Below are 18,189 nucleotides of genomic sequence, written 5' to 3'. Positions count from 1 at the left end.
ATATTTCGTATCTGTGAGATCTTCTTTTGCTGTTAGAGCAGCGAGTCCACGCCCTATACAGCAAGTTTCTGTTGCAATATTTATGGCTCCAATAGGTGCCCTAACAGAAAGTAAAATATCATTTTTTTTAGCTATTTTAGTAGGCTTATTGCAATAGTATCTTGTTTCAGGTGTTAGTTCGCCAAAATCAGCATTGCCTTGATAGAAAGGAATACCATCTCCATCTTGATTATAACTAGAAGATTCAGGTGACTGTCCCATGTTCAAATTGCATATATCTACCAACTTTACCATTTCCCACTTACTCACCAAGAAGCCCCCTCAATTCCTCCATTTTGGAAGCAATATCAAGGTTTAACTCATCAAGGCGAGTCATGATCACCGTAGGAGCATCATATTCTACCTTGTCATAGACAACTTCTTTATATCGATTTATAGATAAATCGTAATCATTTGCTTCAATGGCAGCCTTGTCCACCATGAAGCTTGGCTCGGTTGGCTTGCGGTCAGCTTCACCTTCAAGGTTGTGGAAGCGAGCAAGAATGTCAGGAATGTCATTGGCTTCAACAACAGTACGTTTATCGTCCAAGGAAAAGCCATCGGCTTTCATATCGTAAAACCATACTTTCTCCGTACCGCCTGCACCTGTTTTAGTAAACAATAGAATAGCTGTACTCACACCCGCGTAAGGTTTGAAAACACCGCTAGGCATGGAAATAACCGCCTTAAGCTGATGGTTCTCTACCAGTTCTTTACGCAGGGATTTGTGCGCCTTGGTAGAACCAAACAAAACCCCGTCTGGTACGATACAAGCACATCGCCCGCCTTTACGCAGAATCCGCAAGAAGAGCGCCACAAACAAAAGCTCAGTCTTTTTGGTATCGCAGACGGTCTTAAGGTTTTCGTGAATACTCTCGGCATCAACTGTACCTGTAAATGGTGGATTGGCAAGTACAATATCATAAGCGGAGGAAGTATTATTCTGCTTTGATACACTGTCCACATAATCAATATTAGGTTGCGTAATCGAGTGGAGCATTAGATTCATAGCGGAAAGCCGAAGCATCGTTCGATCCGTATCGAACCCTGAGAACATCTCCCCAGAAAAATGCTCCCACTGTTCACTTGTCATCTCAGCTTCATAGTTTTCTCTGATATATTCAGCAGAAGATACAAGAAATCCCGCCGTACCGCAAGCCGGGTCGCAAATCTTATCATCTGGGGTTGGGGCAATAAGACGAACCATCATATCGCGAATATGCTTTGGTGTTCTAAACTGGCCGTTTTGTCCTGCAGAAGCCAGCTTACCCAGCATATACTCGTACAGGTCGCCCTGCATATCCAAGTCTTTAATATCGTGTTCATACAGCTCATCAAGGCCTGTAATCATCTTCTGCAAAACTTGCGGAGTTGGGACTAAGAACATCGCATCCTGCATATAACGCGAAAAGGCAGTCCTATTAGCTCCATTCATTTCTTTAATAAACGGAAATACCTTCGTGCCAACAATATCATAGATAATTCGGGAATCTTTTGTTTTAAATTTACTCCAACGCATGGCCTGTCCATCTTCATCCTGTGGGAAGATCTTCGGCATCACTTCACCGCTTAATGCCTCGAAGCTCTCGTTTTCCAATTCCTTCTCATCAAGGGAACGAATAAACATCAAGTAGGTTAATTGTTCTATAACGGTTAATGGGTTGGTGATACCACCAGCCCATATATCTGACCATATTTTATCAATTTTGTTTCGAATTTCTCCTGTTAGCATTATTCTAACTCCTATCTATAACTTCATCATAATAGTTCTTTAGGCTTATTCGACATTTCTCCCGAAAATACCTTTCTTCAATAGAATATCACCTTCTGTTCCCATATTTGGGAATGCCGATCTATAAATAAGTAGAGTAAAGGGCTGGGTTCCCAGCCCCTCCTCATCAAACCGTACGTGAAGTTTTCCCTCATACGGCTTTCCAATGTTCTTCTTCCTTCGGCGTTATGGTATTTTCATTAACTGGCAAGTTTCTTCAGTCCTGCAAATTGGGCCGCTATGGCAGCTTGACGGGACTTACTGTGCTTGTTGCGACAATTGCGCTTCTTGTTCCAGAACAACGTGAGGCGTTTACGGATATACCAGTCGATTTAGTTTAGGAACTTATCCCGCAAAGGAGTCCAATCCATAGTAGTTCTTCCACCCTTGAATCTTCGGATTCAGTACCTCTACCATCCGGTTCATCGTCCAGAATTGTCGACTGCGTGGCTCCGTTACTTCCTTCACTTTCTGCCTCATGCTCTTCATCGCCCTCCTCGAAGGATAGCTGCGAAGGAGCGAGACCACTTTGTTCCCTTTCACCATCTTCGGTATTTTCCTGTGGTGCATTCCTAGAAAGTCGAAGCGCTTCTCATCTCCCCATGGGTTGACCAGCTTGGACTTTTCCTTGTTCATCTTGAATTCTAGTTTTGCTTTCCGAATACCCCAAAAGGACATCAATTGCCTGAAGCGCTTGTTCTTTGGTTTTGCAATGGATCACAAGATCATCCGCATAACGCTCCAGTGTTCCGGTTTCCGCGAACTTCTTCTCCCAGATCGTATCTTATACAATAATGAATTTCAAATTTCAATTCCATTTCTAATTACGGCCTTTGTGAACTTTAGCAGTTCATCTTCTTGAATATCACTTTCATCTAATAGCCATTCACGTCGTTTAGATTTTACCCAAAAATCCCTTTCAGAATTATTATCAAATTCTAGACCTGATTGAAACACCTTATTCATTGCGTGAGCACAAATACGCTGTCTTATAACGTTCCTGTACCACGAAAGAACATCTAAACTATCGCACCCATTCCTTATACATAACGGCAACGCCTCAAGTGTCTCTGGTACTTTATCTTCGTGGAAAACCCCTAACTCATTGATTGCTAGAAAACATCCAGCATCAATTGCTAGAGGTTCGATAACTTCTTTAATAAATTTAAAAACAGCTGGTATCGGACTAGCTCCACTACTTCGACCATTATTAATTGACGTTTCAGGCGGTATTGATAATAATACCCGCGCAATCACCGCATAACTGGCTCCTTCCATAAAAAGTAGAACTAACTTTTTTAACTTTTGCCATAGAGAACTCCAGTTTTCAGGAATCTCCCAGTCTGAAGAATCTATCTCTACATAAGGCTTTATTACATCGCGCATCTTAGTAAGAATTGTTTCAGTCGCAAGTTCATCACCCGGTAAGAAACGAGTAATATATTTAGGTGGTAAATACGACATAGTTTCAAAAAAGACCGAAAGCCAATCAACAACATTCATTTGTGCTGCAATTTCTACAGTAATAATCCCACGTTTTTGATATGCATTCCAGACTTTCCAAGCATAATAAAAATCAGCCCCTGATTTCATCGCTGCTTTATTGATCCATTCTGGAACATCTGGTTGTTCTAAAAACTCTTCCTTTATTTTTGTAATTTTGCTTCGAATCTTCTCAATATTTTGAGAATTAAAATCTATTCTAGATTTATATGCTGCGAATGTACGGCTCAATATATGTCCAGCATGATTATCCGACTCCTCAAATTCAGCTAATAATGATGTTAAGCTCAATTCAATTGGGGTCGAAGTTAAAATAATATCGTCACTAGCTAAATAATTATCTAAGAATTTTTCTATAGGACTTCGAACCTCAACTAATGCATCTGGTTCACCAAGCACCCTATACCTTTTTAATGCTATAGAAGGATCTATATTGGAAATGTTTGCACTATAAGGATCATCAGAAACAAGAATTGCAACTCCTTGGTTAGAGAATCCTGGACGACTTGCTCTACCAAAAGCGTTAGCTATTAAAGCATTAACACGGGTTACCCCTTCAATATTATCACTTTCTCTTGGATCACCCATCGAAGTCCCAGCAATTACTACAGCAATGGCAGGCAAATTTAATCCTTGTGCTAACGTGCCCGTTGCAAACATAATTTTTGAGTGTTGGTTGACATACATCCACTCTGAAGCTGATTGTTCTAAGTGCAACATGGAACTAGTATGTACTGAGATACCGCGGCATAAGAGATCCCTCAGAACTGACTCAACACCTAATTCATAATCTGCTATTCCTAACCATGCTTTAACAATGGTTGGTAACTCTTCTTTATCAATAGTAATTATCGCAGTTGTCACTTTATTTGCACTGCTAAAAGCATGATGCCGACTTGTCAAAATAAAATTTATTGTTGGAATTCCCTTTTTTGCTAAAAGCTCAGATAATAATCTGGAAGAAGTATTTTTCCAACTTTCGAATTCTGGTCCTACATTCGTTCTTATTACCGTCGCATTAAAATCCACTGGTATTGAGGACACTCTATAATCATCAGCCCCATCAAGAGTCCACGGTCCTGATAAGCCTACAACTAGTGCTAGCGGTGTTTTAAAATTTAGTTTCACACGTCGTTTTGGGAGAGTACTAAGTGTCTGTTTTGCCTCTTTAGCGTTAGGTATTAACTTGTCTCTATCTACAAGTAAAAGACCTCTCATCGTCCTCGATGGACGCCAATTTATTGGTTTAGCAATTGCTGAACCTCCATTTGATTTTTCTAACCACTCAGCTAGATCCTTAGGGTTACTAACCATCGCTGACATTAGTAGGAAACGTATATTCTTTGAGCTATTAAATAATTGTGCCAAAATAATATCTGAAGTTACCCCCCTATTGGAATCATTTAACAAATGGCATTCATCGAATATACATAAAGAACAACTTGCAAACATTTCTGGATATAATCTTAGTGCAAGTGCACATTTTTCTGGTGTCATTACCACTACAAAGTTTTCTTCTTCAAGCTTTGTTTCTTCTAAAGTGGTGTACTCTGCTCCACCAACAAATGCCCTTATCCTCACATCCTCAAAACTGCTAAGTGAAGACGAAAGGTCCCTCCTTATTTGATAAGCTAAGGCATTCGTTGGCGCAATGTATAAAACCCAGCCCCTGCATAGAGAATGACTAATAGCTAACTCTGCAACAAAGCTTTTTCCACTTCCTGTAGGCATTGAAACTACTGAATCCCTGTATGGACCTGGAAGACAGTCTTTGATATATTCCATCGATGAAGGCCATAAGAAAGGACGCCCTTTCAACAGTTCTGTACCACCTGCACGGTTACGTAAATATCTTTTGAAACTATCTAAGTATGATGTACTTGCTCCATCTGGTTCTGGGGTCACATGGACAACGGAACGTTCGCATGTACGATCAATCATTGTAAGTAGTAAGCTACTCAAATGGTAAATATCAGAAAGCTTAGTAAACCCTATACTATTTTCTTTGTTCTTCAGTATTGAAGCATCTCTAATTCTATTGAGAATTTGTTTTGATTGTTGCAACCCACCATCGTCAGTACCTCTGAGCCACTCCATATACGAGATAACTGCAATTTCCAACTTTTGATAAAACTGAATTCTAAGTTCAACGTACATCTCTGTTATATTACCAACCAACATTTCTTTGTTATAAGGAGGTAAGGGCGGTATTGTAATGTCCACTTCCTCTTCATATCTCAGGTTTCCTAAAGTTAGTAACTTTATTAAATTGAGAATCTTCCCTGAATATAAATATTTTATCTGCTGATAACCTTCAAAATTAATATCAAAACTTATTGAAATTCTTTTTGCAAGGGCTACAGAATTAATATCGTAACCACCAATCATATACAACAGTGCAGCTTCAATCATTATATAATTTGAATCTGTAAAAAGTTGATCGTCTAGCCTTGGATTCTCCTCTTCTTCCTCTAAAACTTTATCTTCAACATATTTATCGTCTGATGGTATTTCGTTTAATAGGGCTAGTGCCTCAGCAGCAACAAACGCGCAAGCATTCTGGATATCACGCGGAATATCTAACCCATTTAGGCTATCAAAAATCGCTACACTTTCTAAAGTATCAGCTAACCTTCTGAGATAATCTCTAATGAATAGCATGTCATGATTACTTGATTCATCATTGGTAGCGTCTATATTGGACTTTAATATATGAAAATAAGCTCTAGAAAGGACCCGCCTACACTCATCTCTATCAAGTTCAGGGATAGGTGGAAGCATTTCGATTATTTGTTTTGCATAATCATCATACATTTATTGCAAACCCCCTTGCATAATCACGCATGTTATCTGAAATCTCATCAAAAAAGTTGTCGAAATTATCAATTATATGTGGCATAACTAATATGTTTTTTTTCGAGAGGGTTTTCAAGTTTTCAAACGAGGGCCTCTTATTGGTCCAATCAATATTTTCAGAAATATCATAGTGAGGGTTCGGAACGTACGTTCTAACAGATTTCCAAAAACTTCCCGATACTAATTCTTGTAAATCACTACTTAGTGCAATTCTCATCATAGATACACTATGTTTAATTCTTGCTGAATGCTTATGTTCATCTATTTCCCTGAAAAATTTAACAGCTTTATTAATTGCCCTATTTGGATCTAGTTTATAGGCTTTAGATTCAATAATAGTCAAGCCAAGCGTATCCTCACTTGCTTTATATATTGCAAGGCCGTCTAGGCCATGATCTTTTGCTCTCACATGAGCAGGACCAACAGAAATAATATTTCCCAAAGGGTGAATATCTTGTTTCCGACTTGCAGCCAGCATGCATAAATGCCATAATCCTTCTGCGATCCACGGATTTCTTTCATCTTCTTTTTGATCATTAGTTAGTTCGCTATTACTTTCTTTCACTATCCCACACACTCCAGCATAAATATCGAAAGCTCCCTCGGCACCATCATCTGTTAAAGCAGCCCGAATATTTAATCCAGAATCAATCGCGCTTTCACAAAGTCCAACTAAATATACTGCAACTGCTCTTCTAGTGTCGTTATCATTGTTCCAACCACTGACAACAAGAGCATCGTGGGTTTCTGATTCATAAGTTTTAACGAGTAGTACATTTACTAGATAATTCACTGCATTTTCTACATCTTGTTCTAGTTTCATTGGTATTGTCATTTGTGTATTTGACATGCTCATATTCCCCCCCCAATAATTAATCCCCATAACATTTTTATTGGTATTTTTAGGAAGATAACGCTTATATCAAGGCTTTCGGCTATCTGTTTCATTCCTAACCAATAATGCAACCGACTCCACATGCACCGTATTTGGGAACATATCTACGATGTTGCCTCCTCCAACCGCAACTCCCCAACCTCACCAGCCCGATCAAAAACATACTTAGCCGCATACATAACCCGCTGAACTCCCATGCCACCGGGCAAGATCGGCCTAGCCCGCTTCTCCCACTCCTCCACGGTAAACACCACGTATAATTCATCCGAAGCTCCGAGCCCCGATGGGATCCGCGTAATCTCTTTGCGCTGCACGACCTTCCAGTCCGCTACCTTGCCATACACACGAATACCCGCATCATCCCGGCCAAATAACTGGATCGACTGATAAAGTGCCACATACTCAATCTGAGTTAAAACTTTATGATCCCTAATATTCTTCAGCGGAGTGTGATAAAACTTATGCTCCAGTGCAGCAGCTAGCTGCTCTGGCTGACTGAGCGCCCCGATCAGTACATTTTTACCAGAAAGCTTGTTCTTGTAATAATCCTTCGTTCCACGTGGGCGGGTCGAGCGCTCGTAGGCTTTCTCTGGACTGTCGAGGATGATTTCGTCCAGAAACTTCTCCATCAAGCTCGTCGAGTTCGGTAGGAAGGGGAACGCTCCCACGTTAATTTGTTCAATGCTTCGATAGAAGCGATGCTCCTGGAATCGCTCCTCATCATGGTAGGGGAACAGCACGTAAGCTCCGAACATGCTTCGTTCCAATTCCTTCTCCTTTTCGTCCAAGTAAACGATCGCGTCCCGGTAACGATGCATCGTGTTAATATCGTCTTCCTCCGGCCCTGGCATCTTATAGTCTCTACGGTAGGGCGTGCCTTCATAGGCTGGGTTCAAACGATATTTGGCATCGAAAATGTATTTGTATTCGACCGAAGCGTTGTTTTTCTTCAGCGTTAAGACGTTATCCGGCTTCTGAGGAAGCGTCGGTGTCTTGTCCCCATGAGGTAGCGAGTTGTAGAACAGGGTGAAGATCTCACCATTCGTCGGATTCCGGTACACCATCTTGGCTTTCTGCGTTCGATCCAGAGTAACGAATAAGCCGTTCCGATTGACGCGGATGATGTCTTGCTTCAGCAGCTCATAATTTTTACTAAGCAAGTGATGAATTTTGAGGAAGCACCAGTACTCGTAAAGCAGCGCCAGATCCTTCATCGACAAACGGAACAGATCGCTTTGGATCGACAGTCCTTTCATGAGCATGAGGTAGTACCGATACACTTCGCGGTAGCCGACCGCCATTTGCAGCACTAGTGTTATGGACATTTGACGCATCTCTCCAACCGCCAGAAAATCGTATTTCAGCAACCGTTGGAGGTGGGTCTGCATCAGGTTCATTTTGCGTTCAAGCTGCGGGTCTTGTTGTCTTCCCTTCTGAGCTAAACGAAACTTCAGATCCTTTAGCTTCTGCTGGATGCGCAGCAACACCCAACGGATGAAGCGGTTCTCGGCCGTGTCGTAATCGACATGTCGTTTCGTCTCCAGGACGTGATTTGGGGTATACCGCTGTCCCCCCATCGGGATCAAGCCATTCTTCAAATCCTCAACAAGAAGGTGAGGTCGTTTTGCTAGAAACGTTAGGTTCTCTTTCCCCGCTTTGCGAACCTTTGCCGCTTCTACGAGTCGATTCTCCACCTGCAGCTTGGAGTGCGGCGACTGCCGGATGCGCTCGACGGCATGAACCAATTGATTGAACACGTGCTGGAGGATCGTGAAAAACTCAGTCAAGCTTTGGTGCTGGGTGTCCTTTAATCCTGTTAAATGATAAGTCTTGCGCATGAAATCAAAGGACAAGTTATAGATTTGCTCATTCACATCGTTCAAGATCATCTGGTAATCCCGCTTATAGTCCATCTTCGACGGGAAGATTTCAAGCTGTAGCCGAAAGGCAGCCTCCCCGTTATATCGGAGCTCCAGTTCCGTATGGCCGACTTCGTTCTGGAAGTTCACGATGCCAGACAGGATCATTTTGCCTAGCGGCTTAATGGCATTCCTTATGTGCATGTTGTCATGGTGGAAGATGAGCTGCATTTCTTGCTTTTTCTCAATCACCAATTCATAGGACTGTGTCTCGTAAAAGATCGGCTGGGCCGGGCCACCTACTGTCCAAGGTACCAACTCCCGGCGTTCCGGCGAGAAGATAGAGATGGACTCGATCGCTACAGAAGTCCCCAGCGACGTAGCTTGAAAATGCGCCTCTGCCCATGCTTCGCCGGACTGTCTATGCAACTGCAGCGTCTCCACCGTCGGATGAAACGGCTTACCCTGGATATACAAATTAAAGAGGTTCGTCTCCACCCGAAGCAGCTCGGTCTGTTGGTTAGGATAGCCAGTATGAGGTGAAGCCATCTTCATCTAACCTCCGTAGCATGAAGGCGATTTTCCTTGCACTTTGCGGGTATTTTGCACCGTCTATCGCAGAGCGGGACGTATACAGTTCGGACGCATCGTCCATCAGGTCTTGGACCGCTAAGCGTCGACCCAATGCCTCTTGCATCAGTTGAAGCAATACTTTCTTCACCGCCGTACTGCTTCCTTGCACTCGGGGCAGGATCTTCTGAAGCAACTGCTGGTCGAACGCCGCATCCGGCTCTAGAAGCTGAAAGCGCTCATTGTACAGCATATAGAAGCAAACCGCGTCACGTATCCGAAACCCTACATGAGCATGAATATCCTCTAATATGCCATTGATCTTCACCAGCTTCTCAGTCGTCTCTTCGACCAGCTTCCGATTGTCCCGATACATATCTACGAGCTGTAAGTACTCGGAACGCAAGAAGGAGTTTGGAACAGGTGTGATCGCAGGAGCGGAATCTTCTTCTTCGTCCCCCGGGTATTGCCCAAGGTTAATATAGTTAAATTCAATCGTATTGGCCCGATCCAGCACCTTCTTGCTGAACGGATGCGTGGTCTCGTCCATATTGACTGTGCCTATCAGATACACATTGTCCGGTACATGCAGATCACCGTATTCTCGCTGGTCTTCTTCACTAGTGAGGGACTGACGATGAATCAGCGGTGCTGTCACGATGCGCTCTCCCTGCCACTCCTGTGTTTCCAGTACACTGAGCAGATCGCTGAAATAGTGCTCGACCCGGGCTAGGTTCATCTCATCCAAGCAAATGAAATACGGTTTGTTCCGATTGGCTGGCCGAGCCGCTTCAGCGAGTACCTCCGTAAGCTTGCCAGGGCGGAACTGATTGGACAAATCCTTGTAGCCGAGCAGATCAGAAGGATCGCTCCAATCCGGTCGCACCGGAATCAGCGTAAATTGCTGGTTGGAGCTAGTCGCTCCTAGCGCTTCGGCAAATAGCTTGACCAGCTTCGTCTTCCCTGTACCGGATACTCCGGCAAGGATGACGAACGGTTTTGTTTTCAGCGACAGATAGAGGTTCTCGATCAGTTGATCCGGGTACATAAAGCCTATCCGCTTAATGAACGCTTGGATCGCTTGAAGCTGCTCCGGTACGGATAAAGGTTCCACTTGTGGCTGCTCCTCTACTGGTTCACCTGAAAGCTGGATATCCACGTACATGCGGTAATTATCGATCACATTACGAAGATCGGCTAAAAGCTGCTCCTCGCTAGGCAGATTGTCCTTGTCGTAACGGTAGTAAGCTACAGTAGAGACCTGATAGTCTTGCCCGAGACCGGAAGTGGTCAGTTGAATGTTTTGGTCTTTATGCATCCCTTCCAGAGGGACTAGGCTCTGGATTTGCTCTGCTTTTTGCCGGAGGTACTTGTAGCCCTCGGTCTTGCCCATTTCCTTGGTAGGTACGGTGACCCCTTGAGCTAATGTTAAATACACGGCACTCATATCGTGGGCGAATAGGTAGACAATGTACTCTCCTCGCTGGGTAGTCTCGGTGATCCGCCGATCCATGATAGCTACCCAAGGTACAGTGGCCCAGTTCCCCATTCCAACCGAGCCTTGGATACGAAGGTTTTGGTCGATAAACGGAAGTCTATGAATTTCCTGCGGTATCGTATTACGAACCAAGATGCCTAACGGGTGACTGGTAAAAGGCTCTCGCTTCGCGGCAACATAATCCGACATGACTTTGGCTAGATGGTCCCGGAGGGTGGTGGCGATCGGCTGCTGATTTTCATAGTAGGATTCCAGTTCCTGATTGGCATACTCCCGCAGTTGCTGGACTAGCGACTCTGACCATAACACTCGAAGCTCATCGGTGAAACGCAGCGTTTGTTTGCCAGTGTCGTGAACGAGGACGGCCTTCAAGGCTTTGATCGGTGTTTGGAGGAGCCCGTTGATTTGTAAGCCTTGAACTTGGCTCCAGCGCTGGGCCATACTTTCAGGCGGGGCATCGACAGGTTGCCCTTGCGACTCTCTGGATTGCAGCAGCTTTAAGAAACGTGCCCGCACTAAGTTTACGGGCACTTCCTGTTTCTTCAGCTCTTCCATGATGTCGAGAATCGCGAGGGTGAGGACCATTTTATATGATTTCTGCTTATGGGCAAATATGCCCGTTAATAAAGAAGGGAGAGTCGTCATTTCGATCACCTTGTTCGTCTTGATGGGACTTTCGACGTACTCCTACATGGTTCGACGTTTACCAATGGATTCCTTCTTTGGAAGGAGGATTGGTAAACAAAACGAACTCGGTTTCCCGGAGTTCGTCAATTTTTCTGTATGTAACGTGCCGATACTCATTCAATTCCTGCTTATTCCAGATGACTAGGTTCTTTCAATTCAGTATCAAAAAAACGTCGAATGGATAGATTTCAAGTTCATTATACTAATATTTGGAATAGTATCTAAGACTTATTGAATATTATGGGAAATTTTATTAATATTTGAATATCGGATTGGGGGTGAGAAGCTAAAAAAGTGACGGACACATTTGGTTCATTAATTAGAGGAGGAAATTCGTGAAAATGGAGGAACATTAGTCAATTTACATTATTTATGTAATATAAATTTTCCCAAAAGAAAGGTGTGTTCTGTTTGAAAAAGAAAAGTAAATCAATTCTTACTACCCTTGCAGTTGCTACGCTAATCATGGTTCCACTTTTTAATGCTCATGCAGCTAGTGATAAAGTTAGTCAAGTTTTCATACACGAAGGTAAAGAATATCGGGCAATTCCTTCTGAACAGACTGTTCCAGATAACAATGCCATTGAACAAAAATATGATCAATTGCAAATTATTGAGGAGATGAAAATAATTGATGACCGAGAAAACCTCAAAAAAACAGTAAATAATCTTTTCCCGGAGATCTATGGGGGAATTTACACCGATGATTCAGGTAATAACGTCATTTTACTAACTGACCATAATCCAGAAATAGAGAAGAAACTCAAAGAGAGCAGTTCACGGGCTGATAAGGTCAGAATTCAGACTGTAAGCCACACTGAAAAACAGCTAAATGATGCACATAACAAACTGTATACGATGACTGACATGGGAATTGTATTATTAGCAACGGATACCAAGCTTAATAAAGTTAAAGTATATATTTCAGCAAATGAACTTGAAAAAAATAAAGAAAAAATTATAGAGAGTGTTGATGAGAGTCTAATTCATTGGGAAGTCGGTGAATTTAAATATGTCAAAGAAACTGCGTATTTGTATCCAGGTGAGGAAATTAACTTCACCGAGGGGTCGGAACCTTTAACCTGCAGCGTAGGTTTTAATGCTTCAACAAGTAATAATAGCAAAGTAACTGTTACCGCTGGTCACTGTGGCAACAATACATACTACGATTTGTCAGATCAAACTGGGTCTATTGGTACGATGAGCAATGCAACATTTGGTTTCGGTTTCAACTATGATGCAGGTTTTATTGCATTAAATAGTTCTGCACTTACCAGCCCTTATCTGAGTGGCAACACATTAACAATAGGTACATTCGATTGGAACGGTTCAGGACAAGCCCAAGGTACTACCGTCTATCTACATGCTAGAAGTGGAGGTGGAACAAGTTTAGGCTCTAGCACTATTCAGAATAGCAGTATCTCTATTCCAGGCGAAGAAACAGATCTGGTCTTGACTAGCCACGTTGGCAATGTTGAAGGAGATAGTGGAGGACTTTGGTATCGAATTATTAATAAGGATGGAAAAAACTATGCGGTAATTGAAGGAATTCATACGGGCACGGTGAGAGACAACAACAATGGTCAAATTGTTGGCGCTTCTTTCAGCAAATTTGCCAATGTATATAATGGATTGGGGTTAAATGGAGTTTTTGTCGATCCTAACTACTAAATACTAACATCTGCATCCCTTTGATAGAAAATGCTAGAAGCAGAAGTTTCTGCCTGGGTATATATTAATTCCAGTAGACGACTGGGGAATGTACATCTTACTTGAGAAGAAAAAACCGCTGGAAATCACTCCAGCGGTAATCTTTTAACATACGCTATATTCCTCTTGTATATAATTCCATCAATTAAATTTATCTTTTTCAGCCCACCGATTTCTATCATTTCGTCAGTAGCATCAACTCGCATGGCTTATTCTTCTTATTATATATAGAGCTTATTCGAAATCGTTTGATTCTTTCATCGTTGATGTTCATAACAATAAACCCGATTCTGAAACTGTTCCGGCCGCCCCAGACAATAATTCCGCACCTTCTCACTGACCCCCTTGCCGCATCGGGCGCAATGATATGTATCAGCCTGAGACGTAGTAATCTCCTCAATCGTCGCTGCTTCCTCCTGCAGCACTTTCTTCTTCGCTTTCGCTCTCCAAAGAACCCAAGTTATCCGAACCGCTAACAGCACGATAGCGGTCACTATAGCCACATTAAGGTAAGGAACATCAACTTTTAATTTAAAATACTGGGTTTCCAGCACCCATAGAAACGCCTTTATTCCTGCCATTAGCCCAAGTGCACTTACTAGGAACATAGAGATAGACTGCTTTTGTCTCCGTGCCATTCAATTATCCTCCCGACCTTGACGTACTTGACCGTGCCCGCACCTTACCAACTCGTTCCTTCTTCCATTTCTTCAGCTTGTCTTCCAAGATCAAACCATTAATCAGCTTTATATTAAGGCGTTCCGCCGCCTCACGGGCCGCCTTTGTAAAGTTGCTTGTGGTTACGATCCAGGCGTCGTAGCATCCATGCACCTGCTTACCCGCTTTCAGCCGGAGGACGATGTCATTGCCGACATCCTGCTTCCATCGTTTGCACTGGACAGCTATCTTGTAGCCTTCCTTCCCTTTCAGGACCAAATCCACCTCATGGTCACCTGAACCGCCGATGCGCTCAACCTGATACCCTTGCTCCCGATAGTACAACTCCATCAGCTTCTCAAAGTCCGTTCCTGATAATGTCCGCACATCGGCCTCTAGCAGCTCTTGCTCTGTCATTATCTTTGGCTTGCCTGTGCTTTCCTTTGGCGCTTTTTGCACTGTCGCTCTCGTCGTTTTGGCTGGAGCGCTGCCTTTTTGCCCCTTTTTGTCGTTTCTTCTTTTACGGACCCACATCGTTCCCAATATTTCCGCCACGATGACACTGCCAAATAAGATAACAAAGAAGAGCCACCAGATCTGTTTCAGCTCTGTGAAGAAGAAGAGAGAGAGTCCCGACAAAATAAAAATCCCTCTGAAAAAATAAGCGACTTGCTTCCCCTCCGCTTGGTACGTTCTTGCCATTAAGCTCCCCCCGATCGTTTGAATTCCGCTGACTTACTGTTCTTTGTTTCGTTTACTTCGTCCAAATAACGCGTATATTTGGAATCACCGCTGTACGATAAAATCAGCCACTCCAGCGCCCTCGTCATCCCGATGTAGAACAGCGACACTTCACGTTCTTCCATTTCTTCGAGCGGATGAGGCATGCTCTCGATATTTACTAGGAAGACGGCGCGGAAATCGAGTCCTTTCGCACTATCGATCGTAGAGATTTTGATAGACTCGTCACTGCGGTCGAAGCTTCGTTTGGTTTCAAAGTTTTCGGTTACCCAGGTATAAGGTAACTGCCGGCTTTCAAGTCCTTTGCGAATAATGTCTATGTACGAGGTATCGAACCGGCTTTTCACACGGTATAAAACGGCAATTTCGGACAGTGGAATGCGATGCTCCGCTTGAAGCCGAAAAATCTGCTCAGCAACGAAAGCCATTTCTTCCTCCAGGCCCGAACATCTTCGAATAACGGGATGCGGCCCTTTTCTTTTCGTGCTTTGAGGCGGAATAATATCAATTCCTTCGAACGAGCCTTGCTTTACTTTATCTTGCAACTCGGAATGCTTCCGGTAGAAGTCCCAGGCAAATTGAACAATCTGGGCCGTATTCCGGTAGTTGATGCTCATAATCTTGGATCGTCCGCGGAAGTCGAGCCCGGTATCTTGCATGAGACTGGCTTTTCGCTTGAAAATCGATTGAGCACGGTCTTCTACGAGCAGGAGCGACTGCGTATCCGGATTCAGGCAATAACTGAGCAGCTTAAGCCACTCCGGCTCGAAATCCTGACCTTCGTCTATTAATATCGCATCATAACGAGGCACGATCGCTTCCTTGGCCTCCAGCTTATCAAGTAAAGCCGGGATGTCCTGGTCCTTCATGCCAATCGAATGGCGCAGCCACTCATGGAAGTTATAAATCTCCACGTTGCCAGTGGGGCACTCATTCACTTGTTCCGTATCTTGAATAAGATCAAATAAATCTTCCGGCTCTTCCATCATCCGAATAATCATCTGCTTCAAACTTCTCGACAACGGTATACCGTAACAAAGGACGAGTATGCTCCACTCCGGGTGGGATCGCGCCAGCATCTTGGCACGACTGGCCAGAACCAAAGTTTTCCCGCTGCCCGCTACTCCGCGTATGAGACGGTGCTTATCTCCCAATTGCTTAGCCAAGTTCTCTTGATGAAGATCCATTGTCTTGATATTGTGCATCGAGAGGAGCAACTGATCCTGAACGAGTACCGGTGCCCGGAATTCCGCACTAATTCGAACTTCAGGGAACAGATGAAAGCGGATCGCACTAATATCCTGATCGGAGAGCACATACTTCCGCTGGCTCCATACGGTAAACATGCCGTGAATCTTCTCCAACAAAATATCAGCGGTAAAACTATCGTCTTCAGGATCGATTTCATCCCTGCAAAGCACAAACTGCGGCTCGATAATATGATATAAATTATGACGTACGAAATCTTCCTGCTTTAATCGCGTAAATACGGTGCCGAATCCGTACGGAAATTTCAGATTCCCTTGATAGGGACCGTCATGTAAAATCAGCTGCTTGTCCTTCTTTAATTGATCCGCGATCCTGCGGACATTATCGCGCGCCTGTTTATACGGATTTTTTACCGTTTCCAATTGACCCGCCGCCGTATGAAGGACCCATTCGTCTTTGTTCAGCGCATGAAGCGTATTGCGCGTATAATCCTTGACTTCCAGCACAACCAGCCCCAAATACGGGCCTATCACAACAAAATCGGGTCTGCGTCCGTGAATTTCCGGCTCGTAGTAAACAACGTAGTCGTCCGGCAAATGATCCCGTAGCGTGTGGAACAGCAGCCGCTCCCCGGTTGTCGCCAGGCGCGGGATGCTTTCCGGCACCATATAAGCCATAGTCCATCTCTCCTGGTTCTATTTTCCTACATCCTCATTATACTTCCAATCCCTTCCGTTAGACATAGGAATTTGACAAATTTCGATAGATTATGCAAAACAAAAAGACTAGCCTTATAAACTTTAAAGCTAGTCTAAACACCTTAATTCTTCTTTTATTGCATTGCAGGCCAAGCGACTTTCCAGATACCTTTCTCGTTCTTAATCATACGTAAACTACTACCATTCCTGTTTAATGGATCGGGAGAAATCATTCGAATTGTTACTTGGGTTCCCTTGACTTCTTCTTGTAACCGATAACTTTTTTTCCAAGTTGCCCATTGGTTTTTTGATTGCTCTTGTATTACGGGGTCTTTGGTTGCACCTGAAAGATATTCTTCACGGGAGGGAGTTCCGTAACTATTCCCTTGGATAAATAATGCGTATACCGTTTCATAATCACCCTTTTCTGAGGCATACATGTATATGCGAAAAATATCTAGGGGCTCTATTCCCATAAGCATCTCATCTTTCTTGGTTTTGGAAAACGCCTGGTAGGCATCGAATGTGTATCTTGGCAGGAGCCATTTCTTGTCCATAGTGATTAAATTCCCTGCCCCGTCAAACACTCTTTCGTCAACTGCTGGTGAATATGTGGTCGATTTTTTACCCATATCAGTCGTCCATAAGTTACCCTTATTACCTAATCCTACTCCTGTGATTAGGACAATTACTAGACAGAAGGCAACTGGAATCCAAATGAGCCTCATTCTAATACTTCTAGTGCTGGTACTGTGTACTCTTCTTTCAATATCGTTTACTATCTCCTGTGTTGGCGTAGAAACGCTAACTAAAGGTCCATTTTTTAAATCGTCGTACCAAAGTGGTTTATTTTCTAACATATCCGACCTCCTCCTTTAACTTTTTGGTCAACATTTTGCGTGCACGGTGAATACGTGACTTAACCGTACCCTGCGAAACACTCAAGAATTTTGATATTTCATCAATCGACATTTCCAACTGTGCATCTAGAACAATAACTTCTCGATAATGTCTCGGAAGGTCCATAACGGCTTTCCAAATTTCATTTATGAAGTTCTTTTCAAAGAACTCTTTCTCGGCTGATGCCACACTCGCGTTTGAGTGAACGACGGCGAATACGGTTACTTTTCGGAAAAAAGCAGATCTTAAGTATGAATACGCTGTGTTACGAGCGATAACTAAAAGCCATGTTTTTACAGATCCTTCACCTCTATAAGAATCGATCGATTTAAAAGCTTTTACAAAAACATCCTGAGCAATATCATTTGACTGATCGTAGTCCTTGGTAATTAGGAAGGCATAGTTCCATACATCATTCCAATATTTTTTCGTGATATCACTAATAATGGAATGATCAATTTTGGAGACATGGCTCAAATAATCCTCATTCATTTTTTCACCTCTTAATAAATAGACTGCGCTAACTAAAGAAGGTTCCCAAAAAGAAAAAAAACTACATCTGTTTCGGATTTTGGGCTCTCACAGGTCGCTGTAAT

General features: G+C 43.1%; 13 protein-coding genes. 1 reads left to right on the top strand and 12 read right to left on the bottom strand.

Annotated features, from left to right (window positions below; all coding sequences use genetic code 11):
- From AC3Y2E_RS20695 to AC3Y2E_RS20665, 7 genes are all read right to left on the bottom strand, one after another.
- On the bottom strand, positions 1-309 hold a 309-nt coding region (locus AC3Y2E_RS20695), incomplete at its 3' end, for a restriction endonuclease subunit S (protein ID WP_379213685.1).
- Positions 302-1,771: a type I restriction-modification system subunit M gene (locus AC3Y2E_RS20690; protein WP_379213683.1), complete on the bottom strand. Its 1,470-nt coding sequence runs from the start codon at positions 1,769-1,771 to the stop codon at positions 302-304. The genes AC3Y2E_RS20690 and AC3Y2E_RS20695, both read right to left, overlap by 8 nt.
- A 384-nt stretch (positions 1,772-2,155) precedes the next feature.
- Positions 2,156-2,356, bottom strand: a complete 201-nt coding sequence (locus AC3Y2E_RS20685; protein ID WP_379213681.1) for a group II intron maturase-specific domain-containing protein — start codon at positions 2,354-2,356, stop codon at positions 2,156-2,158.
- Positions 2,357-2,611: 255 nt separating this feature from the next.
- Positions 2,612-6,127 (bottom strand): DEAD/DEAH box helicase, encoded by a 3,516-nt coding sequence (locus AC3Y2E_RS20680; RefSeq protein WP_379213679.1) that lies wholly within the window; start codon positions 6,125-6,127, stop codon positions 2,612-2,614.
- Positions 6,120-7,019 (bottom strand): hypothetical protein, encoded by a 900-nt coding sequence (locus tag AC3Y2E_RS20675; protein WP_379213677.1) that lies wholly within the window; start codon positions 7,017-7,019, stop codon positions 6,120-6,122. Before AC3Y2E_RS20675 ends, AC3Y2E_RS20680 begins: the two co-directional genes overlap by 8 nt.
- Positions 7,020-7,168: 149 nt before the next feature.
- The gene (locus tag AC3Y2E_RS20670; protein WP_379213675.1) at positions 7,169-9,478 is read right to left on the bottom strand and encodes a DUF2357 domain-containing protein; all 2,310 of its coding nucleotides are present in this window, start codon (positions 9,476-9,478) and stop codon (positions 7,169-7,171) included.
- The gene (locus tag AC3Y2E_RS20665) at positions 9,444-11,636 is read right to left on the bottom strand and encodes an MrcB family domain-containing protein (protein ID WP_379213696.1); all 2,193 of its coding nucleotides are present in this window, start codon (positions 11,634-11,636) and stop codon (positions 9,444-9,446) included. The genes AC3Y2E_RS20670 and AC3Y2E_RS20665 overlap by 35 nt, the downstream gene beginning before the upstream one ends.
- A 453-nt stretch (positions 11,637-12,089) precedes the next feature.
- On the opposite strand from AC3Y2E_RS20665, the gene AC3Y2E_RS20660 reads away from it, so the two are divergent.
- Positions 12,090-13,349, top strand: a complete 1,260-nt coding sequence (locus AC3Y2E_RS20660; RefSeq protein ID WP_379213673.1) for a chymotrypsin family serine protease — start codon at positions 12,090-12,092, stop codon at positions 13,347-13,349.
- Between the two features lie 296 nt (positions 13,350-13,645).
- Here AC3Y2E_RS20660 and AC3Y2E_RS20655 read toward each other — a convergent pair whose 3' ends face one another.
- From AC3Y2E_RS20655 to AC3Y2E_RS20635, 5 genes are all read right to left on the bottom strand, one after another.
- Positions 13,646-14,026 (bottom strand): hypothetical protein, encoded by a 381-nt coding sequence (locus AC3Y2E_RS20655; RefSeq protein ID WP_379213671.1) that lies wholly within the window; start codon positions 14,024-14,026, stop codon positions 13,646-13,648.
- Between the two features lie 4 nt (positions 14,027-14,030).
- Positions 14,031-14,747, bottom strand: coding sequence for a restriction endonuclease (locus AC3Y2E_RS20650; protein WP_379213669.1), 717 nt, complete (start codon positions 14,745-14,747; stop codon positions 14,031-14,033).
- Positions 14,747-16,672 (bottom strand): 3'-5' exonuclease, encoded by a 1,926-nt coding sequence (locus tag AC3Y2E_RS20645; RefSeq protein ID WP_379213667.1) that lies wholly within the window; start codon positions 16,670-16,672, stop codon positions 14,747-14,749. Before AC3Y2E_RS20645 ends, AC3Y2E_RS20650 begins: the two co-directional genes overlap by 1 nt.
- Positions 16,673-16,827: 155 nt before the next feature.
- Complete coding sequence (locus AC3Y2E_RS20640; protein WP_379213665.1) at positions 16,828-17,553, bottom strand: hypothetical protein; 726 nt, start codon at positions 17,551-17,553, stop codon at positions 16,828-16,830.
- Positions 17,540-18,085, bottom strand: coding sequence for an RNA polymerase sigma factor (locus tag AC3Y2E_RS20635; RefSeq protein WP_379213663.1), 546 nt, complete (start codon positions 18,083-18,085; stop codon positions 17,540-17,542). The genes AC3Y2E_RS20640 and AC3Y2E_RS20635 overlap by 14 nt, the downstream gene beginning before the upstream one ends.
- Between the last annotated feature and the right edge of the window lie 104 nt (positions 18,086-18,189).

The sequence above is a fragment of the Paenibacillus sp. MAH-35 genome (assembly GCF_058135425.1).
The sequence above is the reverse complement of the archived record's forward strand: the minus strand, read 5'-3'. Positions and strand labels throughout refer to the sequence as shown.